Annotated in this window: 16 protein-coding genes, 1 tRNA gene and 1 rRNA gene; 4 read left to right on the top strand and 14 right to left on the bottom strand. The window is 61.2% G+C overall.

Translation table 11 applies throughout. The annotated features are described in order from the left end of the window. Window positions 1-364 precede the first annotated feature (364 nt). Both B3605_RS15390 and B3605_RS15385 read left to right on the top strand, forming a co-directional pair. On the top strand, window positions 365-1,402 hold the full coding sequence (locus B3605_RS15390; protein ID WP_296434902.1) for an efflux RND transporter periplasmic adaptor subunit: 1,038 nt from the start codon (window positions 365-367) through the stop codon (window positions 1,400-1,402). Beyond that, complete coding sequence (locus B3605_RS15385) at window positions 1,399-4,545, top strand: efflux RND transporter permease subunit (RefSeq protein WP_296434900.1); 3,147 nt, start codon at window positions 1,399-1,401, stop codon at window positions 4,543-4,545. Before B3605_RS15390 ends, B3605_RS15385 begins: the two co-directional genes overlap by 4 nt. 48 nt (window positions 4,546-4,593) lie before the next feature. On the opposite strand, the gene B3605_RS15380 is transcribed toward B3605_RS15385, so the two are convergent. The 12 genes from B3605_RS15380 to B3605_RS15325 form a co-directional block, all read right to left on the bottom strand. Further along, window positions 4,594-5,574, bottom strand: a complete 981-nt coding sequence (locus tag B3605_RS15380; RefSeq protein ID WP_112820447.1) for an urea transporter — start codon at window positions 5,572-5,574, stop codon at window positions 4,594-4,596. Window positions 5,575-5,676: 102 nt separating this feature from the next. Further along, complete coding sequence (ureC, locus tag B3605_RS15375; protein WP_414706966.1) at window positions 5,677-7,380, bottom strand: urease subunit alpha; 1,704 nt, start codon at window positions 7,378-7,380, stop codon at window positions 5,677-5,679. A 9-nt stretch (window positions 7,381-7,389) separates the two neighbouring features. Continuing rightward, entirely contained in the window at window positions 7,390-7,695 is a 306-nt protein-coding gene (locus tag B3605_RS15370) for an urease subunit beta (RefSeq protein ID WP_296434895.1), read from the bottom strand. Between the two features lie 10 nt (window positions 7,696-7,705). Further along, entirely contained in the window at window positions 7,706-8,008 is a 303-nt protein-coding gene (gene ureA / locus B3605_RS15365) for an urease subunit gamma (RefSeq protein WP_037179616.1), read from the bottom strand. Window positions 8,009-8,032: 24 nt separating this feature from the next. After that, window positions 8,033-8,791 carry an urease accessory protein UreD gene (locus tag B3605_RS15360; RefSeq protein ID WP_296434891.1) on the bottom strand — a complete coding sequence of 253 codons (759 nt, stop codon included), beginning with the start codon at window positions 8,789-8,791 and terminating at the stop codon, window positions 8,033-8,035. Between the two features lie 170 nt (window positions 8,792-8,961). Continuing rightward, window positions 8,962-9,492 (bottom strand): YqhA family protein, encoded by a 531-nt coding sequence (locus B3605_RS15355; RefSeq protein ID WP_289729514.1) that lies wholly within the window; start codon window positions 9,490-9,492, stop codon window positions 8,962-8,964. Window positions 9,493-9,545: 53 nt separating this feature from the next. Then, the gene (locus B3605_RS15350; protein ID WP_296434885.1) at window positions 9,546-10,202 is read right to left on the bottom strand and encodes an urease accessory protein UreF; all 657 of its coding nucleotides are present in this window, start codon (window positions 10,200-10,202) and stop codon (window positions 9,546-9,548) included. Window positions 10,203-10,315: 113 nt separating this feature from the next. Continuing rightward, window positions 10,316-10,894 (bottom strand): HupE/UreJ family protein, encoded by a 579-nt coding sequence (locus tag B3605_RS15345; RefSeq protein ID WP_296434883.1) that lies wholly within the window; start codon window positions 10,892-10,894, stop codon window positions 10,316-10,318. Window positions 10,895-10,991: 97 nt separating this feature from the next. Next, entirely contained in the window at window positions 10,992-12,428 is a 1,437-nt protein-coding gene (locus B3605_RS15340) for a GntP family permease (RefSeq protein ID WP_113008600.1), read from the bottom strand. A gap of 1,312 nt (window positions 12,429-13,740) precedes the next feature. Further along, window positions 13,741-14,751, bottom strand: coding sequence for a hydroxyacid dehydrogenase (locus B3605_RS15335; protein WP_296434880.1), 1,011 nt, complete (start codon window positions 14,749-14,751; stop codon window positions 13,741-13,743). Continuing rightward, on the bottom strand, window positions 14,748-16,604 hold the full coding sequence (locus B3605_RS15330) for a DUF2264 domain-containing protein (protein WP_296434878.1): 1,857 nt from the start codon (window positions 16,602-16,604) through the stop codon (window positions 14,748-14,750). Before B3605_RS15330 ends, B3605_RS15335 begins: the two co-directional genes overlap by 4 nt. Before the next feature lie 5 nt (window positions 16,605-16,609). Then, window positions 16,610-17,641: a LacI family DNA-binding transcriptional regulator gene (locus B3605_RS15325; RefSeq protein WP_296434876.1), complete on the bottom strand. Its 1,032-nt coding sequence runs from the start codon at window positions 17,639-17,641 to the stop codon at window positions 16,610-16,612. 137 nt (window positions 17,642-17,778) lie between these two features. Between B3605_RS15325 and B3605_RS15320 the strand changes: the two genes are divergently transcribed. Both B3605_RS15320 and B3605_RS15315 read left to right on the top strand, forming a co-directional pair. After that, complete coding sequence (locus B3605_RS15320; RefSeq protein ID WP_296434874.1) at window positions 17,779-19,062, top strand: ABC transporter substrate-binding protein; 1,284 nt, start codon at window positions 17,779-17,781, stop codon at window positions 19,060-19,062. Window positions 19,063-19,135: 73 nt separating this feature from the next. After that, entirely contained in the window at window positions 19,136-19,780 is a 645-nt protein-coding gene (locus tag B3605_RS15315) for a ThuA domain-containing protein (RefSeq protein ID WP_113168408.1), read from the top strand. A gap of 224 nt (window positions 19,781-20,004) precedes the next feature. Here B3605_RS15315 and B3605_RS15310 read toward each other — a convergent pair. Both B3605_RS15310 and rrf read right to left on the bottom strand, forming a co-directional pair. Continuing rightward, window positions 20,005-20,081 (bottom strand) — tRNA-Met (locus B3605_RS15310). A gap of 242 nt (window positions 20,082-20,323) precedes the next feature. Beyond that, window positions 20,324-20,438, bottom strand: a 5S ribosomal RNA gene (gene rrf, locus B3605_RS15305). Window positions 20,439-20,533 lie beyond the last annotated feature (95 nt).

The following is a 20,533-nucleotide window of genomic DNA, read 5'->3' as shown; positions in this document are numbered from 1 at the left end:
CCTCCTAAGCCCACCGGACCACTCGCGGCGCCGTTCGCGTTCGTGACAACGCGGCCACTTGCTCGTGCCTGTGCAGTTTATCCCAGCGTCGTGCACAGTATCCATTTCTACGACAATGAGCGTGAAACTACTGTTTAAACGGCATTTTCCGCTTTCCGGGCCATGCCCTGCAGAAATAAGCTTCGAGTGCCGCCGTCGGAGCGGAACGTCTGAACTCGCGTTCCATCCACCGCTTCGGCCATGGCCATTGACGCTTTCAGGAGTGTGACGGATGAGAATTCCTGGCAGATTTTCTAGTGTCTTTCTCGCCTCGTTCATCGCAGCCTCGCATTCAATAACGGCACGGGCTCAGGACGTGCCGAAAGTGGCAACCATCACCGTTGCAGTTGAAGATGTTTCGCCAAAGCACGAATTCGTCGGGCGCGTCGAAGCACTGAATGCCGTGGACATTCGCTCCCGGATTGATGGCTTCGTCGATGAAAGACTTTTCGAGGAAGGCGCCGTGGTCGAGGAAGGCCAGGAGCTATTCAAGATCGACAGCCGGGCGCTTGAGATCGCCCTGGCCGATGCCAATGCCAACCTCGCCCGCGCCAAGGCGACGCTGCTCGATGCCGAGCGCCAGATGGTGCGTAACCAATCCCTCAACCAGACCGTTGCGCGCGCGACGATCGAGCAAAGCGAAACCGCGCGAGACACCGCCGCAGCAAACCTGCAATCGGCGGAAGCGGCCGTCAAGCAAGCGCAGCTCAATCTCAGCTACAGCCGCATCGTGGCTCCGTTGAAGGGCCGGATCGGAACCGCTGCCTTTTCTCCCGGAAGCTTCATCACCACCGCCTCACCCGCATTGGCGCGCGTCGTGCAGATGGATCCCGTGAGGGTGGTCTTTTCGGTCAGCGACCGCTCATTGCTGGATCTGCGCGAAGCCGCCGGCAATGTCAGCAAGGACGAGCTGGCCCAGCGCTACCAGACGCGTCTCAGGTTATCCAACGGACAGATTTATCCGCAAAACGCACCCATCGCCTTCCTCGGAAACGAGGTGGATGAAGGTACCGGCACTCTAGCTGTCCGCTCGGTCTTTCCAAACAGCGATTCCTTGCTGATCCCGGGCCAGTTCGTCACCGTCGTCGTCTCTGAAACCGCGCGGAAGGAACGGCCCACGATTCCGCTGGGGGCGGTGCAACAGGACCGCGAGGGAAAGTACGTGATGCTGGTCACACCTGACAAGAAGGCCGAGGAGCGCAGGATCAGCGTCTCCGAGCAGCGGGAAGGAAGCTGGATCGTCGAGGACGGGCTGAAAGGTGGTGAAAGCGTCATCATTGAGGGGCTTCAGAACGTCGCCACGGGATCCGCGGTCGAGATCGTCGAGGACAAGGACGCGTCCCAGCCGGCGGTGTCCAAATGAACATTTCCGCTCCCTTCATCGGCCGCCCACGCTTCGCGATGGTGATCGCGGTCGTCATGCTTATCGCCGGCACGGTTTCGCTCATGCAGATCCCGGTCGCGCAGTTCCCGCAGATCACGCCGCCGGAAGTCCAGGTCACCGCCAGCTACCCGGGGGCCAACGCGCAGGTGATGACCGACAGCGTCGGCGCGCCGATCGAAGAGCAGGTCAACGGCGTCGAGGGCATGATGTACATGTCTTCCTCGAGCTCCGACAACGGCACCTACAGCCTGACCGTGACCTTCGAGGCCGGGACCGATCCCGCGATTGCCCAGGTCAATGTCCAAAACCGGCTCGCTCTGGCGACCCCCCGCTTGCCGGCAGTGGTCACGCAAGCGGGCGTCACGGTGCGCAGCCGCTCGTCGAGCATGCTGCTCGGCCTTGCGCTCTATTCGCCGAAAGGCACTCGCGACGAAGTCTTCATCAGCAACTACGCGACGATCAACATCCGCGACGCCATCTCCCGCCTTCCCGGCGTTGGCGAAGCCGCCGTGTTCGGGCCGACCTACAGCATGCGCATCTGGATGATGCCTGATCGCATGGAGGCGCTGGGCGTCACGGCGGCCGACCTCATGACCGTCATCCGAGCCCAGAACGCCCAGGCATCAGCCGGGCAGATCGGCTCGCCTCCGGCGATGACCGGGCAGCAGCTACAGCTCACGGTGACGGCGCGCGGAAGACTCGCCGATGCCGCCGAGTTCGGCAATATCATTGTTCGCAGCAATCGCGACGGCGGCGTTGTCCGTCTGCGTGATGTCGCCCGCGTGGAGCTCGGCGCCCAGTCCTACGACACGGCCTCGACGCTGAACGGCCGCCCCAGCGCGACAGTCGTCGTCTATCAGGCATCCGATGCCAACGCGCTTGCGGTGTCGAACGCCGTGCTTGGCGAAGTCGAGCGGCTCTCTAAGCAGTTCCCCGATGATGTGGCCTACACGCTCGTCTTCGACACAACCTCTTTCGTGCGCGAAACCATCCGCGAGATCTTCGTGACGCTCGCCATCACCTTCGTGCTCGTCGTGGCCGTCGTCTACGCGTTCTTGCAAGACTGGCGCGCCACCGTCATCCCGACGCTGACAATCCCGGTCTCCCTGATCGGCGGCTTCGCCGTTCTCTACGTTCTCGGCTATTCGGCGAACACGATCACGCTCTTCGCCGTGATCCTGGCGATCAGCCTCGTGGTCGACGACGCTATCATTGTCGTGGAAAACGCCCAGCGACTGATGAGCGAAAAAGCGATGGATATACGAGCCGCGACGCTCGCCACCATGCAGCAGGTCACCGGACCGATCGTCGCGACCACGCTTGTGCTCGCCGCACTCTTCGTCCCGGTGGCATTTCTGGCCGGGATCACCGGCGAACTCTACCGCCAATTTGCCGTCACCATCCTGGTGACCGTGGTGTTTTCGACGATCAACGCACTCACGCTGAGCCCGGCGCTCTGCGTCCTCATTTTGAGGCCCGCCCCTGAACGCAAGACGGGCCTTTTTGGGCGGATGAACAACGGCCTGGAGGCCTCCCGCCGCTTCTATCTCGGGCTGTTTACGATGTTTGCCCGCCGTCTCGTCCTGGCGGGCGTGCTCTTCGTCGCCGTCATCGGCGGCATCTACGGCTTCTACCGCGTTCTGCCCACCGGCTTCGTGCCGGCCGAGGACCAGGGCTACCTGTTCATGAACGTCCAGCTGCCGAACGCCGCATCGCTGGAAAGAACGCAGCAGACGATTACGCAAGTCAGCGCTCTCCTGCAGCAGACCCCCGGGATCGCCAATACGATCGGCATCGCCGGTGTCAGCATGGTAGGCGGCGGCGGCTCGAACACCGGCATGATCATTTCCGCGCTGGAGCCATGGAGCGAGCGCCCAGCGGACCAGAGCGCCTTCGCGCTGATCGCCAAGCTGCGCCCGCAACTGGCTGCCATCTCGACGGCATCGATCGTGCCCTTCAACCCACCGGCGATCCCCGGCCTCGGCACGACAGGTGGCTTCGACCTCCGCCTGCAGGCGCGCGCCGGTCAGAGCCAGCAGGCGCTCGCCGAGGTCATGCGCGACCTGATCATCCAGGCAAACCGGACACCCGGCCTTGCGGGCGTGTTCAGCACCTTCTCCGCCGACGTGCCCCAGGTCTATCTCGACATCGACCGAAAACGGGCCGACCTCTACGGCGTCTCGCCGGCGGCGATCTTCAGCACGCTGCAGGCACATCTCGGATCAGCCTATGTCGACGACTTCAACATTTTCTCGAGAGTGTATCAGGTCCGGCTGCAGGACGAGCCCAGCTATCGCCAGCGTATAGACGACATCCAGCGGCTCAGGGTGCGCAGCCACTCCGGCGAGCTTGTTCCGCTGCAGAGCATGATCTCTATTCAGACGATCTATGGGCCGAGCTCGGTCAACCGCTACAACCTGTTTTCATCGGCCGCGATTAACGGCCAGGCTGCGGCCGGCACCAGCTCCGGTCAGGCGCTCGGGATCATGGGCAACCTCGCCAATGAAACCATGCCCGACGGCTTCGGTTTCGAATGGACCGGGCTCGCGCTTCAGGAGCAACAATCGGGCAACGAGACCGTGATCATCCTGATCGCAGGCATCGTCTTCACCTATCTCTTCCTCGTCGCCCAGTATGAGAGCTGGAGCGTGCCCGTTGCCGTCATGCTGTCGGTCACGGTCGCGGTAGTCGGAGCTCTGGGCGCACTCGTCATCGGCGGGATCGACCTCAACATCTACGCGCAGATCGGAATGCTGCTGCTGATCGGCCTCGCGGCCAAGAATGCCATCCTGATCGTCGAATTCGCCAAGGAACGTCGCGAGGAAGGGATGAGCACGCTGGACGCGGCCTCCGAGGCGACGTCTCAACGCTTCAGGCCCGTCTTGATGACCGCGCTCGCCTCGATCTTGGGTGTCGTGCCGCTGGTGGTCGCAACAGGCGCCGGAGCGGGGAGCCGCCAGGCGATCGGCGCCACCGTTCTTGGGGGCCTGCTTCTCGGCACGGTTCTTGGGCTTGTCGTGATCCCGGTTCTCTACCTGGTCGTTCAGAGCCTTCGCGAGACGCTGAAGCAGCGGCTCTTCGGCGTCGAACCCGATCCGGTGACCAACGTCGCTGCGGAATAGGTGCTTGCGCCGGCTCTATCCGGCCCGGGTTTCCTTAGGCGCCGTGGGCTACTCCGCGGATGCCGGCTCAAGCGCTTTGAACGCTCCCTGCCCCAGGAGCATCAGCCATGTCACGAGCACGAAGGTGGAGGTCAGGACCGGCATTGCGATGGGTGTCAGGAAAATGGCGACGGAGGCCCAGAGCCAGCTGGAGATGACGGCGCCGAAGACCGCATAAATCAGGCTGCGCCAATTGAAGGCAAGAAAAACACCACACAGCGCCATCGCCGTCAGCGCGGAATTGTAGCCGAAGAGACCGTCGCGAACCGCGCCCTCCGGACCTCCATAGATGGCCGCCACCAGTGTGCCGACCACAGCACCAAGCAGCCCCATCGCGGCGCTGATGCGGGAATTCAGGGCAATGGCGGCTATGATGAGGTAGCCCGAAATCCAGTTGTCCTGGAAAAATATCTGCCCGATCGAGGTCCCTATCCCCTCGTACCAGGTCGCAAAGACATAGGGCACCGTATCGGAAAACTGTTCCGGCGACACCGGCTTTGCCATCGGCCCCGCATCGATCGCGTCGAACTTCAGCACCGCGAACAGAAATAGCCACCCGACGAGAACGAAAGGCATGGTCAGAGGCGCGGTCTTGTAGGGTGCCAGAACCGCGCCGATGCTGGCGAAAGCCATTGTGGTGAAGGCGGCGGCGCATACGAGATAGACAACCATGGCAACGGACGGGACGGCGCCCGTGCGAAAATCCTCGCTGGTGAAGGCGACGAGCGCCAAGCCCACCAGCGCACCGTTGAAACCATAAAGCCCATCCCGCATCACCGCCCTGTCGGCCTTTAGAACGAGCGCGGTCGCCGTGCTGGCGATGACGCCGAGAACGCAGATCGCGGCATAGATCCACGAGTTCCACGCAAGTGCTACGAGGATGACAAGTCCCGACAGCGGATTGTTCTGAAAGACGACCTGTCCGACGCCGCGCAGCGACCAATCCACGAAGAACAAGGATGGATGATCACGGAAACGATCCAAATTCATTGATCTCTGCTCCTTCGCTCGGCCTGGAAGAGACAGCGTGCCTCGTGCCCGCGGCGTGTTGGTCCGGCCCAAGCGCGACCTCACGCCCGGGCTTTAGGCTTCCTAGAAGAGGAAGTATCGCTGCGACATCGGCAATACATCCGCCGGCTCGCAGGTGATGAGCTGGCCATCGACGCGGACATTATAGTTCTGCGGATCGACCTCCAGCTTCGGCGTCAGATTGTTGTGCACCATGTCCTTCTTGCGCACCGTCCGCGTGCCCTTCACGGCTGCGAGCTGCTTGGAGAGCTTCAGCTTTTCGCCAATTCCGTCGTCGAGTGCGGCCTGCGAGACGAAGGTAACGCCCGTCGAGCCGAGAGCCCTTCCGAGCACGCCGTACATCGGACGATAGTGCACCGGCTGCGGCGTCGAGATCGAGGCGTTGGGATCACCCATCGGCGCGATCGCGATCATGCCGCCGATCAGCACCAGCTGCGGCTTGATCCCGAAGAAAGCCGGTTTCCAGAGCACGAGATCTGCGCGCTTGCCGACCTGGATCGAGCCGATATGATCGGCAAACCCATGTGTCAGCGCCGGGTTGATCGTGTATTTGGCGATGTAGCGCTTGACGCGGAAATTGTCGTTGCGCCCGCTATCCTCGGGCAGCGGACCGCGCTGCACCTTCATCTTGTGCGCCGTCTGCCAGCACCGCAGCGTCGTTTCGCCGATACGGCCCATAGCCTGCGAATCCGACGACATCATCGAGAACACGCCGAGATCATGGAGAATGTCTTCGGCCGCGATCGTCTCGCGCCGGATGCGGGATTCCGCGAATGCGACGTCCTCGGGGATTTGCGGGCTCAGATGGTGGCAGACCATCAGCATGTCGAGATGCTCGTCCACCGTGTTGATCGTATAGGGTCTTGTCGGATTGGTGGACGATGGCAGCACATTGTCCTCGCCCGCTGCCGTGATGATATCCGGCGCATGGCCGCCACCGGCGCCCTCAGTGTGGAAGCTGTGGATCGTGCGTCCCTTCATGGCCGCGAAGGTGTCGCGTACGAAGCCGCTTTCGTTCAGCGTATCGCTGTGCAGTGCCACCTGAACGTCCATCTCGTCGGCAACCGTCAGGCAATTGTCGATCGCCGCCGGTGTCGTGCCCCAGTCCTCGTGAAGCTTCAACCCGACAACACCGGCACGCACCTGTTCGCGCAGCGGATCGGGCAGGCTGATATTGCCCTTTCCGAGCAGCCCGACATTGATCGGTAGCGCTTCCGCCGCCTCAAGCATGCGGTGGATCGCCCATGGGCCGGCTGTCACGGTGGTCGCGAGCGTGCCGACCGTCGGGCCGGCACCGCCGCCGACAAGCGTCGTCGTGCCGCTCGCCAGCGCCTCTTCCGCCTGCTGCGGCGCGATGAAGTGAATATGCGTGTCGATCCCGCCCGCGGTGAGTATCTTGCCCTCTCCCGCGATCACATCCGTCGCGCCGCCGACGACGATGTTAACGCCCGGCTGGATATCGGGATTACCCGACTTACCGATCCCGGAAATGCGTCCGTTCTTGATGCCGACATCGGCTTTGATGATGCCCCAGTGATCGATGATGATGACATTGGTGATGACGACGTCGGCGACTTCGGCATAGGGGCGTTGCCCCTGCCCCATGCCGTCGCGGATCACCTTGCCGCCGCCGAAGGTCACCTCTTCGCCGTAAACCGTGCGGTCTTCCTCGATCTCGATGACGAGCTCGGTATCGGCCAGCCGAAGCCTGTCGCCCTTGGTCGGGCCGTAGAGATCGGCATAGGTCTGCCTTGTGATCGTTGCCATCATAGCCTCCTACAGCTTGCCCATGATCTTGGCGTTGAACCCATAAACCTCACGCTTGCCGTCGAGGCCCACAAGCTCCACCGTTCGTTCCTGGCCCGGTTCGAAGCGGACCGCCGTGCCGGCCGGAATGTTGAGCCGAAATCCCCGCGTGGGCCCGCGATCGAATAGCAGAGCCTCGTTGGTCTCGTAAAAATGGTAGTGAGAACCGACCTGAATCGGTCGGTCGCCGGAATTGGCGACATCGACCTTCAGGGTCTGCCGGCCCGCATTGATGTCGATCGAGCCACTCTCGATGAAATATTCGCCAGGGATCATGATAGCCTCCTCAGGGAATCGGGTTGTGGACGGTCACGAGCTTCGTGCCGTCGGGAAAGGTTGCTTCCACCTGGATGTCGTGGATCATCTCTGGCACGCCCTCCATGACCTCCTCGCGGGTCAGCAGCGTCGCGCCGTAGGACATGAGGTCCGCCACCGTCCGCCCCTCGCGGGCGCCTTCCAGGAGGGCTGCCGAGATATAGGCTATGACTTCGGGGTAATTCAGTTTCAGACCCTTCGCCTTGCGCCGCTCCGCGACCAATCCGGCCGTAAAGATCAGGAGCTTGTCTCTTTCACGCGGTAGCAGTTCCATGAGCTTGCCTCCTTGTTTTGCTGTTCACGTTGCCCAGATGCGGGGAGCGACGGCCTTCTTCATCAGGCCGCGTTCGCGAAGAATGCTCCACGCTTGCAGAAAAAGTGCCTTGCCCTCGGACATGCGGCTTCCGAGATAGCGGCAGACGATCACGCGCTCTAGCTGGCTGGCCGAGAAGACGCCGCGCGCCTGCTCGCCGAGTTCGTCGCGGATATGCTGAACGGTGTTTTCCAGCGCCGGCCCCGCATAGACCATCGTCCCGACGATGGGCTTTCCGGCAAAGAAAACCGGCGCGTCCAGAACGTCAGGTGCGCGCGAAAACGCCATTCGTTCGAACCAGATCAGCTTGTCGCCGCGAAAAATCTCGACGCGATGGGCAAGTCGTCCGGTTGCGAAGCCCTCGCCCGCGGCGGGGCGGCCTAGGCTGACGAAATCCCAACCGACGTAGGCTGCATCCTCGCCGAGCGTCACGCTTGTGCTGATCGAGGCATCCGCGCCTTCGAAAAGGATCGTCTCCTGCGGGAGATTCTCGCAGACCGCACCGGCGCCGACATCGATCCGTATGCGCTGCGTACTCGTGCCGATTTCGCTGCGGTAGAACTTGGTCGCACCAGGCGTCGTCAGAACGCAGCGCGCCTCGGGCGCAAGGCCGCAGGTGATGTTGAGAACATCGCCACCGGCCACGCCGCCTGGCGGATGCAGGATGTAGACATGCGCCGACCCATCGTCTTCCGGGTGAAAAGCGCGCTGCACAGCCAGCGGCCCGACATGCCGCCGGCGCATCAGACGCGTCTTCCCGTGGGAATTCGCGAACCACAAATCGAGCTCGGCATGCCAACCATTGACCATTAGCGAAAAACCTTTCTCAATCCGGCCTGACGGCCCTTGCTGTCCCTCTGTTATCTCGGCGTGTTACGTCCCGTTCGAAGTCGACCGCGATCGCTGAAAGCGCTTCACGCTTGATCGCCTGGCTTCTGCTTCTCGCTTCTGTCGTGTCGTTTCTCTTCCGAAAGATGGTGCGAACTGGCGGTCAATTTCATCGCGCCTGCGAGAAGCAGCGCCGACACCGGCAACACCAGTGCCTCCCATTGCGGAGGCGTTTGCGTTTCACCTACCTGGGCCGCAAAGTGCACGACGAGGTAGAGAATGATCATCTGGAAGAAGAGGTTCTTCAGTTCCGCGACGGTATCGATGATCATCCACTGCGGTAATCTCGATCGCTGTTCCGGCGGGATATCGAGGGCAAAGCCAAGCGCGATGCCGCAGCCGACCACCATCAACACGATGCCCAGGAGGATCTTGTCGGTCGCACGCAGGACCGATACGATGACCGACATATCCGGATTGAGCCGGGTCATCCGGAAGGTTTCCACGAGCATCAAGATCGCTTCCCAGAACATCAGGAAGGCACCGAAAAGCACACCCGCGGCAGCAAGTATCAGAATGGACCGGAGGCCGCGGAACAACGAAATCAATGCACTCATCCCCCTGGATCAATTCGGTTGCATCCGCGCGGCTCTCTTTGCCCAGTCAGCGCCTAGGAGCGAAACAGCCGGCTGTATTGCGTTTCATGCCATGCGCTTGCCATTGCCATTGCCGGCGCCGCATTGCCGATCTCATCGTCACCAGTCGTCTCCGCCGTGCGCGCGGCACGCTCGATGATCTCGGCCGCGGCGATAAGAAGGCGCTGGCCGGCGGTATGCCCCAGCGGCACCAGCCGAATGGCAGCCGATACCTGCCCTTCCACCGCACTCCACAGCAGCCCGCGCAGCGCATCTGCCGGCGCGATCTTCCAATATGTGGCCGCGAGGGCAAAGACCGCCGGGTAGGTCAGCTTCCTGCCGCTGAAAGTCTTGGCGGAGGAGACGCCGAGATCGCAGAGGACCGTCAGCATCGATGCGCCCATCTGCTTGTCCTCCAGCTCCACTTCCTTGCTTTCTCGCGCGGCAGACAGCCAAGCATCGGCTTTCAGGAACGCCGCGCGATCATCAGCTTCGAGCGCATGCATCATGCGCAGGAACAGCGCCGCATCACAGACGGCGTAGCTGTGTTCGATCAGCCTGAAGATCCAGTCTCGTGCAGTCGCCTCGTCGCGAACGGTCCGATCGTGGACCGCCCATTCGAGGCCACGGGAATAGGCGAACGCGCCGACCGGCTGGCTTGGACTGACCAGCCGCAGCAGCTGAAGCGGCAAGCCGCCCGATATTGGTTGGCCCAATGTTGGTTGAAACGTCACATAAATCTCCCGAAACAATCGCCCGTGGCTGGGCCGAACACCGACCCTCGCGGTTCAAATGCCCATGCGCCTCAGCTCGCCAGCAGCAGCACGCCGCCAAGCGCGGTGGCTCCACCGGCTATCCGCAGGGCTGTCGTGCCGCGCGTCAGGCGACCGGCGGCGCTGCCGATTCCCATCCCCACCGCGTGCAGGAATGCCGTCGCCAGCACAAAGCCCACGCCGAAGGAAAAGGCGTTCGCACCTGCCATCTCGGCGCCATGCGCATGCCCGTGAAAGAATGCGAAGCAGCCGACAATGGCCGCGACTAGCGTGGGCGATGCCGGCCGCGCAACCGCGACCAACAGTCCGATGACGACGGCCGAGGCAAGAATAACCGGCTCGACAAAAGGCAGGTGCATACCCGCAAGGGCGGCGACAAAGCCGACGATCATGACACTGACGAAAGCGACGGGGATGGCGAGCCGCGCGCGGCTCCCAAGCATCACCGCTGCCAGGCCGACTGCGACCATGGCGAGAACATGATCCGGCCCCGTGAGAGGATGCAGGAACCCGGAGACGAAGGACCCATGGTCACCGGGGCCAACATGCGCGAATGCCGGCGTACTTGCCATCAGCAAAGGCGCGACGATCAAGAGATGCATCTTCTTCATGGCACGAATCTCCCTAAGGTTGGTCGAATAGGAACGATTGACATCCAGTCTTTCAGGCACTCCATCGAACTCATGCTGGCACTACGATCTGGCCACTTCAGAACGAGCCGAACATCGACCCAAGCACGAAGACCGCGACAAGCGAGATAATGACGCCGACGATCACGGTCATCACCATGTCGAGATAGCTTCCTGAGTGCGTCTGCTTGCTGATCTGCAACAGCAGAAGCACCGTGCCGTTGTGCGGCAAAGCATCGAGCGTACCGGCGCTGATCGTCGTCAGGCGATGCATCAGCGCGGGATCGATACCGTGTTCGGCTGCAAGCTTCATGTATTCGGCGCCCAGCGCATTGAGCGCGATGGCCATGCCGCCGGAAGCGGTGCCCGTCAGCGCCGCCAGCGCGTTCATCGCCACGACCAGCGATACGAGCGGGCCGCCCGGCATCTGCAGGACGGCATCGCGCACGACGTTGAAAGCTGGCATGGCCGCGACCACCGCGCCGAAGCCGACGAGGCTCGCAACAGTCATGATCGGCAGCACTGCCGAATTGGCGCCTGCGTCGAGGCTTTCGCGCAATGCACCCAGCCGTCCATAATTCAGTCCGATCACCGTGACGATCGCCGCAGCCAGCGCAATCAGCACGGCCCAGACACCAACCGTCGACGTGATATTGATGCCGAGTGCTGCTTCGGCGCTGGAGAAATCGATCTGGGGCAATACCACCAGCGCCATCAGGAAATTGACACCGATGACGACGATCAGCGGCAAAACGGCGAAGAGGAAGGACGGTCCCTGATCGCTCTTCTTGCCATGGGTGAGTTCGCTCGGGTCGAAGTCGCCCGAGGTCGTTGCCTGTTCGCGCACCTTTTCGCTTATGACGACAGGCGTTTCGTCCTCCGTATACCCCTCATTGGCGGCCCGTGCCCTGGCCTCGATATGGGCCAGCCACCACATCCCGAAGGCGAAGGTGATGATCGAGGCGATGATGCCGAGGCCGGGCGCCGCGAAGGTCGTCGTGCCGAAGTAGGGCATCGGGATGGCGTTGTTCGTCGAGGGCGTGCCGGGCATCGCCGACATGGTGAAGGTGAACGCGCCGAGGCCGATCGCCGCCGGCATCAGTCTGGCCGGAATATTGGCCGCGCGGAACATTTCGCGCGCCATGGGTACGAGTACGAAGAAGGCGACGAACACGCTGACGCCGCCATAGGTGACGACCGCGGATGCAAGCACCACCGATAGCATGGTTCGCTTCACGCCCAGCCGCTCGGTCAGGAAACGCGCGATCGAGGTAATGGAGCCGCTGTCATCCATCATCTTGCCGAAGATGCCGCCGAGCAGGAACATCGGGAACCACTGCGTGACAAACCGCGCCGTGCCTCCCATGAACGTTGAGGTCCAGTGCGGCAACAGCGGCTGGCCTGAAGCCGCGGCGACGATGAGGGCAGCCGCAGGCGCCAGAAGCAAAACGCTCCAGCCGCGATAGGCGAACCACATCAGCAAACCAAGTCCCAGCAGAATTCCGAACAGCCCCATGGATCCGCCTCTCAAAGCAGCCAAGCCGGCGGAGATGTCTTGCGATCCATAGCTTTCGCCCTTCAAGGTGCAGCTACGATACGCGTCACAACTCACGGCCTTCTCCGGTTTTCATGAACCACACATGCGTATGTGTCGACCGGTCGGGCGCGCAAAGCCCAGGGGCGGCGCAAGAAATGGACGCCGTGCTCACTCCTGGGATTTCTTACTTAGCATAGCCAGAGATTGCTCCTGTTCGAGGAGAACGACATCCAGACTACGCGCCGCAAGGTTGCGTCGGGATGAGTTGGGATCGGTGGCCACGCGTCCAAACGCTCGGGGCACAGCCCGACGCTAAACTAAGCGCTTCTATGAACGAACAAAACCGACATCGAGATCGAGCACTCATTGGCTCCAAATGTGCCCGCGACACACCCAAGTCGGAACGGCATATGCCTGCGCCCTCCTGGCGAACGTTCCATTACTGCGGATACGACGAAAGCAGTTGACTGGCTGCCGTAGGGCCAAATCGACACGACGTGCACCACGGCGGTCTCGATCGGCCGAAAGATACCAACCAGTTTGCTATTTGGCGAAGTGCGTTAGATCATCGCAATCCGCACTCCGGCACCACCGACCGTACCCTACCCATGGTCATTGCAGAAGTCCTGCCCTTTTAATCGCGGGAAGGGGACACGCTCTGCCCGGTCGGCTTGTCGATGCCGACGAGATCGATTATCGGGCTACCGTTCTCCCCGAGAGCCGAATTGCGTGAACTTTTCTTGACCTAGATACAGCTGGTGCATTTGGTCGCAGAACTCTGGTGTAGGTGTGTTCACGGAGCTGATCTTCGATGGTTGTCAAGCGACGGCGAGCTTCTGCGATCCGTCAATTCTTACCGTGGGGAAGTGCAAATTAGAATCTCGCCAAGGCGTGAGCATTGGCGACTCATCCCGCCGCTTTGAAGAAGCGGATCCAAGGGCGCAATTATACGTCGCTCACGCGACGTGCCCGGCGGACGTTCGGTTGGCGCCGTTGCACTCTTTTGTCGACGGCTTGGTGAATCCGCGTGAAACTGGTCTCTGAACCGGATGTCAGCACCGGCAGGCAAGGCAGCACGAGCAATTCTGGTTCCAATGCAGGAGCCGATTGCCGCGATCCGTGGATTCGATTCTTCTGATGCGCATGAAGCCTTCGTATTCATGGAGCGCAACGTGGAGATGGGCGTCGATAGGCAACTCACAAAGGAACTCGCCGATCGAAATCGGGACCAGCAAGAACGTTGCACTCGGTCGCGACCTCTTCGAATGACTATCAACAAAGAACGCCGCCCCTAAGCAATTCTAGCAAGGTCGGCCCAGGTGATCCCGTAAGCCAGTGGCATACCACCAAGGTGTCGCTCTATCTCGTCGACGGCCATCTCACCCAGTCGCACCCGCTCTAGACCGATGGCGCCGGCAACGTGAGGTGTGAGGAACACGTTCGGCAGGTCGTAGAACAGGGACGCAGCCCCTGGTATCTCAGGGTCGGTCACGTCTATGATTGCATCGATTCGGCCTGTCGAAAGCGTCGCCAGAAGTGCTGTTTCGTCGATGAGAACACCACGTGCAGTATTGATGAGCGTGGCACCATTCTTCATAAGCGCTAGAATTTCAGCATCGATCATGTGCCGCGTCGACGGCAGGGAAGGCGCATGCAGCGAGACGATGTCGGCGGTGCGCATCAGGGTTTCAAGGTCAGCTTTCTCAGCACCGATTGCCGTGCACTCCGATGCGCACAATGTGGGGTCGAAAAGGATAATTTTGAAACTGAAGGGCTTCAGCAGCTCGATCACGCGCCGGCCGATGCGCGACGCGCCGATTATGCCAACCGTGCGGCCGTAGTTTCCAATCGCAAGCCTCTGCATCGCATGGGTACGATCGCGGTTGCGGTCCGCGACGTAAGTGTCGCGGAAGCGGAAGACCTGCTTGCCGGCGAAAAGGATAGCGGCAAGCGTGTACTCGGCTACCGGGATCGAATTGGCCTCAGCCGCATGGCTAACGGAAATGCCTGCGCGAAACACTTCCTCGTCGATGAGCCCCTTAACTGTTCCTGCGGCATGGACGATAATCTTCAGCCCTCCGGCCAGTGAAAGCGCATCGCGGCCGACATACGGGGCGCCCCATCCGGTTATGAGGATTTCCGTGTCGGGCAATATTCGCCTGGCTCTTTCGTCAGCGAAGGTCTGAAGCGGTTCCCGGTCGAGCAATCGGCCCAAACTTTCCAGCCGGTCAAGAAGGCGATCGGGGAGGACATGCTCCGTTCGACGCGGGTGCATGGCAAGTGCAATACCCGGTCGGTTCATGACATTTGCCCCGGCGCTTCGATGGCGCTGACAGTGACGCTATCCTCGGCAATCCGGGCTTTAAGCGCCGAAATGTCCGGTGCCAACGGGGGGCTAATCCATGCGCTGGAAACCGCGGCCGGGTCATCGAGCGCTAGCACGGCCGTGACGAAAATAGTCTCACCGGCCGGGATTTCGCCGCGCAATTGAGGGATAAGTGTCTTGGCGACGATCACGTTGGTGTTAGGGAGAGCCTTCTGCGCCAGCCCGGTTCGCTTCACCGTCGAGCCCAGGTCAAGAATGCCGGAGAAGTCAGCTTCCCCGATAACGTGAGCACTCCCCGGCGCTGCCCCAAGCACATCGAGATCGAAGTCGCGCTTGGCAATCGCAAAGCCACCTTCGGCCGTCTGCAGCTGGCGCGGCGAATTGATCCGGTGGACGCGAATGTGCCAGGGCGCTGCTGGAGCCAGCCAAGTTTCGACGGAAACATCCTTGAATGGCGACCATCTTGAATAGAGCACGTCGCCTGCGACTTTCGCTTTAACATTGGTCTCACGCACGCGGTAGTGCAGTCCATCGTCGCTGAAGGCAAGCGCGGAATCGAACGCACCGCCGGCGAAGCTCCGTTCATCGGCTTCGACGCTGAAGCCATAGCGCGCCGAATAGGCGAACTTCGCGTATTTCTCCGTGCCGAAGCGCATCTGGAGATTTTCTTGTCCCGATGACAGGGCCACCACATCGCCACCTGCCCGCATCAGGACCATGCCGGGATGGCGCTGCTGCGAGACGCTTTGGCTCGGAGTCGGAGCCTTCTCTTCCGCAGTCCAGAACGGGTGGTCATCCGCGATCGCCAATGGCAGAAAGGCCTTGAACGCCCAATAGGGCGATCCCGCCGAGTTGTAGCTTTCCGACATCAACAGGTTCGGATAGCCGAAGCCGATCGACAGGATGCCGTCGCGATTGGTCATCGGCTTGTCCTTCCACCAGCGCAGGTGCTGCAGGCAGAGATGCTTGATCTCGCCCCAGGGAAGCGCCTCCAGATCGGCAAAGGCGAGTGCCGACCAGAAGCCGGCGCAGGCGAAGCGATAGGTCAAACTGCGGCCGAAGGGGATAGTCGCGCCATCGGGCGCAAACCAGTTGCGGAAATCCCTGGCAAACAGAACAGCGCGCTCGCGGTAGCGCTTGGCGTAGTCGTCATTGACGAGCTTGGAATAGATCAGCCCATAGAAATGCATGGCGAAGGGGATGTAGTGGTCGATGCGGCGCACATTGCCATCGCGATACCAGCCGTCACCGATATAGAAGCCCTCAAGCTCCTCGAGGTACTGCCTTGTCAGGCTGCGGTCGAACTCGGCGCCGACGCGATCAAGGGCGATGTCGACGAAGATGCGGAAGAACTTCCAGTTGTTATCGGCATAATCGAACTGCCGCGCATGCTTGAGATAGGCGATGACATTAGCTCGCGCCGGCGCGCTCAGGGGGGCCCAGATCTTGTCGGGGACAAGCGCCAGCGCGAAACCGAGCGCCGCGAGCTCGACCATTCGCTGATCGCGACCGTTGACCGCGCCCCAATATTCCGGGTGCTCGGGATCCGTGCCGTTCGCAAGCCCCTCCGCAAAACGCTGCCAGTGGGCAAAGTCACCTTTTCCCGCTCCAAACGGCGCCAAACCCCAGAGAGGACGGGCAAACCCTTCCAGGTCCGCGGCGGCGCGGTCAAAATGGGCGCCGGCACCATCGAGCCGAACGCGTGCATTACCCTTCGAAAAATAGGGAAGCAGCGGGTCGAAGAGGTCGAGGAGCGCGCGGATCATGTCCTCGCGCGTCTCCAGCGGGTTGCCTGCTAACGGATTGGCGCTGGCCGGATCATAGGTCATCTCTATCACTCATCGGTTTTCGGCATTGGTGCGGTGCCCCCCACAACGGGAACGACCGCATGGCATACGTGGCGGGCCGGCGCCGACCGATCATGGAACCTGTCGATCATCAGGCCAATGGCCTCCCGACCAAGCGCGGCCCGATCAACGCGCATGGTGGAGAGCGGAGGACTCGTCATCAAGGCGCAGGGCAGATCGTCGAAGCCGACGATCGCGAAATCTTCCGGCACACGAAGACCCGCCTCGGTGACGGCTTCAAGAACACCGACCGCGATGAAGTCGTTCATGCAGAAGGCGGCAGTGAAACCCGCGTTCTCCTCCAGGATGGCGGCCATCAACTCGTGGGCTTCCCGGCTGGCACTGCCTTGGAAACTCATCGGAACCACCCGGCAAGAGGCGCCATCAACCGATGCGACCGCCGCATCAAAGCCCCTGACGCGTTCGCGGATGGTGTGGCGGTGAGAACCGGTGAAATGCAGGATATTGCGATGTCCCGCCGCAAGCAACCGTTCGCCGGCTTGTAGGGCGCCGAAGAAGTTGGCTGGAGAGACGCCGTCGAGGCGAAGATTCGGATCAGTACCGTTGACGAGAACGACCGGAATCTTCTCCGCCTCGATCCACTGTCGAAGCGCAGGGTTGGGGTCGATACCGACTAGGAAAAGGCCTTCCGCGTTAGTGGCCTCCATCTGGTCGCGAATTACATCCGGCATGGCGCGATCCTCACGGACTAGCCTAACTTCGAAGGACATTCCCGCGTTCGCCGCCCCCCCCCGCAAGCCTTCCACGATCGTTTCGTAAAAGACGCTCAGCCCCCCAGTTGCTCCATCGCTGGCAATCAAAGCAAGACCGCCCGCCATTGGCTCCGAGGAGCCTTTGGTTTGGTAGCCGTGTTCGGCGGCAACGCGCAGAATGTGCTGCCGAACACTTTCGCTGATACCGGGCTCATTCGCCAGCACACGCGACACGGTCGATACGGAGACGCCTGCGGCGGCGGCAATATCGGCCTGACGTGGCCGCTTTGTTTTAATCTCGTTCATAGACGCAGACTTATGCAATTTACGCAAATTTGCAACAGAAAGATATTTTATTGCAAACAGAACGTTTTTGCGTAATCTTCCCGCCACATGCCCGAAAGGCGTTGGAGGACGCCGGGCAGACAACCGGAGGAACCAGCATGCAGATCAATCGACGTTCATTTCTGATGGGCTCCGCCGGCGTGGCGAGCGGCCTTGCACTCGGCGCCGGCATGCCGGCCTTCGCGGCGGACACACAGCTGCGCGCCATGTGGTGGGGCTCGAACGATCGGGCGAAGCGCACGCTCGATGTCGCCCGGCTTTATCAAGGCAAGACGCCAGGCGTGTCGATTATCGGCGAATCCCTTAGCGGGGACGGATACTGGACCAAGCTTGCGACACAGATGGCCGGCCGCTCGATCGCGGATGTGTTTCAGCTCGAGCCTGGAACAATCTCGGATTATTCCAAGCGCGGCGCCTGCCTGCCGCTAGACGAATTCATACCCTCTACGTTGAAGGTCGATGCTTTCGGCAAGGACATACTGAAACTAACGACCGTCGACGGAAAGCTTTACGGCGTAGGTCTTGGCCTCAATTCCTTCGCGCTCTTCTTCGATCAGACGGCATTCGAAACGGCAGGCATCCCGTTGCCCACGCCTGATCTCACCTGGGATGAATACGCCAAGCTGGCGGTCGAGCTCACAAAGGCTCTCGGCAAGACCAATTACGCGGGCGGCCCCTACGGCGCGCGCTACACCTACGTGTTCGACGCCTGGCTGCGGCAGCGCGGAAAGAGCCTCTACAAGGACGCGGCGCTTGGCTTTGACGTCGAGGACGCCACGGAGTGGTACAGCTTCTGGGAAGACCTGCGGAAGAAGGGCGGAACCGTTGCCGCCGATGTGCAGACGCTGGACCAGAACACGATCGACACCAATTGCCTGGCGCTCGGCAAGTCGGCAATGGGCATGGCCTATTCCAACCAGCTCGTGGGCTACCAGCTCCTCTCGAAGAACAAGCTCGCCATCACCATGCTGCCTCGCGAGAAGAAAGGCGGGCCATCAGGCCACTACTATCGCCCCGCTCTCATCTGGAGCGTCGGCGCGACGACGAAGAACGGCGAAGCCGCCGCGCAGTTCATCAGCTTCTTCGTCAACGACCCGGAGGCCGGCAAGATCCTGGGTGTCGAACGCGGTGTCCCGCTGTCGCCGGCGGTCCGCGGGGCGATTTTGCCAAACCTGAACCCGACGGAGCAGGACACCGTGAAATACGTGGACCTGCTCAAGGATCAGGTCGGCGACTACCCGGCACCCGCGCCTTTGGGATCGACCGAGTTCGACCAGCGCGTCCTGCGCCCGATCGCCGACGAGCTGGCGTTTGAGCGCACGACGCCCGCCGAAGCGGCGGCGCGGCTGGTCGAAGAAGGGAAAGCCACGATCCGCAGCTGAGATCGTTGCACAGTGTTGAACCGCCGGCGCGCCGCAGCCCGGCGGTTCAGCACATCAGAGATAGGGAAAGATCATGCGCAAGGCGATCATCGTTTGGGGCGGCTGGAAGGGTCACGAGCCGGAGCAATGCGCTCGCATCGTCGCCGGCCTTCTTGCCGAAGACGGCTTCCAGACCGAAGTCACCAACGATCTCGGCATCTTCCGTTCGCCGCAGCTTGCTCAAGCCGATCTTCTCGTGCCCGTGATCACGGGCGAAAGCCTCGAAAGGGCCCATGCCGACGCCCTCGTGGAAGCCGTACGCGGAGGACTTGGGCTCGGTGGACACCACGGCTCGCTCGCGACCTCATTCAAGGAAAGCGCGCCGTTCCGCTATGTCTCCGGCGTCACCTGGGTCGCCCATCCCGGCAATATCATCGATTTTCGCGTCGCGGTAACCCGCCCGGAAGACCCTGTGATGCGAGACATTCCGGATTTCGAGTATCGATCCGAACAATATTACCTGCACTACGACCCCTCGATCGAAATCCTCGCGACCACCACCTTCACCGGCGAACATGATCCGGCAGCCGCCAATGTGAGTATGCCGGTTGTGTTCAAACGTAGATTTGGCGCCGGCCGTGTGTTCTATTCTGCCCTTGGTCACGTCGCCGCAGAGTTCGATAATGCACATATGCGACTGATATTGCGGCGGGGATTGGTCTGGGCAGCACGCAGCTAACGGATACACTAAATTCGAGCAAAATCAGCGTGTTGTGGCGAGAGCCAAGCTGGTTCGATGCTCTCGAATGAGCATATGATTGTCGGCGGAACGAGGAACAACGACTGAAGGCTCCATCAACCAAACATGCGGCTCAAGACGACGAGCTGATAGGGATGCTCAGTTCGAACTTGCCCTACAGCGGGCCTTAAATCTGTTCTAAGACTTGTCTCGAAAAGAAGTTTTGGTTGCGGGGGCAGGATTTGAACCTGCGGCCTTCAGGTTATGAGCCTGACGAGCTACCGGGCTGCTCCACCCCGCGCCAGCGCAAAGCCTTCGGCTTTGTCGCGTCCGAGTAAACCGCGAAGCGGTTTGCTCTTACATCAGGAGCAAAACCCTATGGGTTTTGTTCCTGTAAGGGACGCACCTTTGTTTCAGGTGCTTGACCCATTCATTTTGCTCTGCATTTCGGCCTTTGGAAAGCAGAAAGGACCGCTTTAGGCGGCCCTTTTGTTTCGGCCTTGGCCGTCATGTGATGAGAAGATTTTATGTTGCGTTTAGCAGACCTGGCAGCGACCGACTCTCCCGCGTCTTAAGACGAAGTACCATAGGCGCAGGGGCGTTTCACGGCCGTGTTCGGAATGGGAACGGGTGCAGCCGCCCCGCCATAACCACCAGGTCAGCGAAGCGCAACGATGAGAAGCTGGTGAAGGCAGAGCCTTCTTTTTAGTCTTGAACACGTCTTGGCGTCATCTGTTTGATGAGCATAAGCAA

The organism is Rhizobium sp. UBA1881 (assembly GCF_002338015.1).
Taxonomy (GTDB): domain Bacteria; phylum Pseudomonadota; class Alphaproteobacteria; order Rhizobiales; family Rhizobiaceae; genus Rhizobium.
Note: the sequence above shows the minus strand (reverse complement) of the source record. Positions and strands in the feature narration are given on the sequence as shown.

Excerpts from the sequence above, each read along its gene's own strand:
- B3605_RS15345 (WP_296434883.1), bottom strand. The coding sequence starts at position 10,894 with ATGAAGAAGATGCATCTCTTGATCGTCGCGCCTTTGCTGATGGCAAGT.
- B3605_RS15330 (WP_296434878.1), bottom strand. The coding sequence starts at position 16,604 with ATGACCTATGATCCGGCCAGCGCCAATCCGTTAGCAGGCAACCCGCTG.
- B3605_RS15325 (WP_296434876.1), bottom strand. The coding sequence starts at position 17,641 with ATGAACGAGATTAAAACAAAGCGGCCACGTCAGGCCGATATTGCCGCC.
- B3605_RS15385 (WP_296434900.1), top strand. The coding sequence starts at position 1,399 with ATGAACATTTCCGCTCCCTTCATCGGCCGCCCACGCTTCGCGATGGTG.
- B3605_RS15320 (WP_296434874.1), top strand. The coding sequence starts at position 17,779 with ATGCAGATCAATCGACGTTCATTTCTGATGGGCTCCGCCGGCGTGGCG.
- B3605_RS15370 (WP_296434895.1), bottom strand. The coding sequence starts at position 7,695 with ATGATCCCTGGCGAATATTTCATCGAGAGTGGCTCGATCGACATCAAT.
- B3605_RS15355 (WP_289729514.1), bottom strand. The coding sequence starts at position 9,492 with ATGAGTGCATTGATTTCGTTGTTCCGCGGCCTCCGGTCCATTCTGATA.
- ureC (WP_414706966.1), bottom strand. The coding sequence starts at position 7,380 with ATGGCAACGATCACAAGGCAGACCTATGCCGATCTCTACGGCCCGACC.
- B3605_RS15315 (WP_113168408.1), top strand. The coding sequence starts at position 19,136 with ATGCGCAAGGCGATCATCGTTTGGGGCGGCTGGAAGGGTCACGAGCCG.
- B3605_RS15380 (WP_112820447.1), bottom strand. The coding sequence starts at position 5,574 with ATGAATTTGGATCGTTTCCGTGATCATCCATCCTTGTTCTTCGTGGAT.
- B3605_RS15340 (WP_113008600.1), bottom strand. The coding sequence starts at position 12,428 with ATGGGGCTGTTCGGAATTCTGCTGGGACTTGGTTTGCTGATGTGGTTC.
- ureA (WP_037179616.1), bottom strand. The coding sequence starts at position 8,008 with ATGGAACTGCTACCGCGTGAAAGAGACAAGCTCCTGATCTTTACGGCC.
- B3605_RS15335 (WP_296434880.1), bottom strand. The coding sequence starts at position 14,751 with ATGAACCGACCGGGTATTGCACTTGCCATGCACCCGCGTCGAACGGAG.
- B3605_RS15360 (WP_296434891.1), bottom strand. The coding sequence starts at position 8,791 with ATGCGCCGGCGGCATGTCGGGCCGCTGGCTGTGCAGCGCGCTTTTCAC.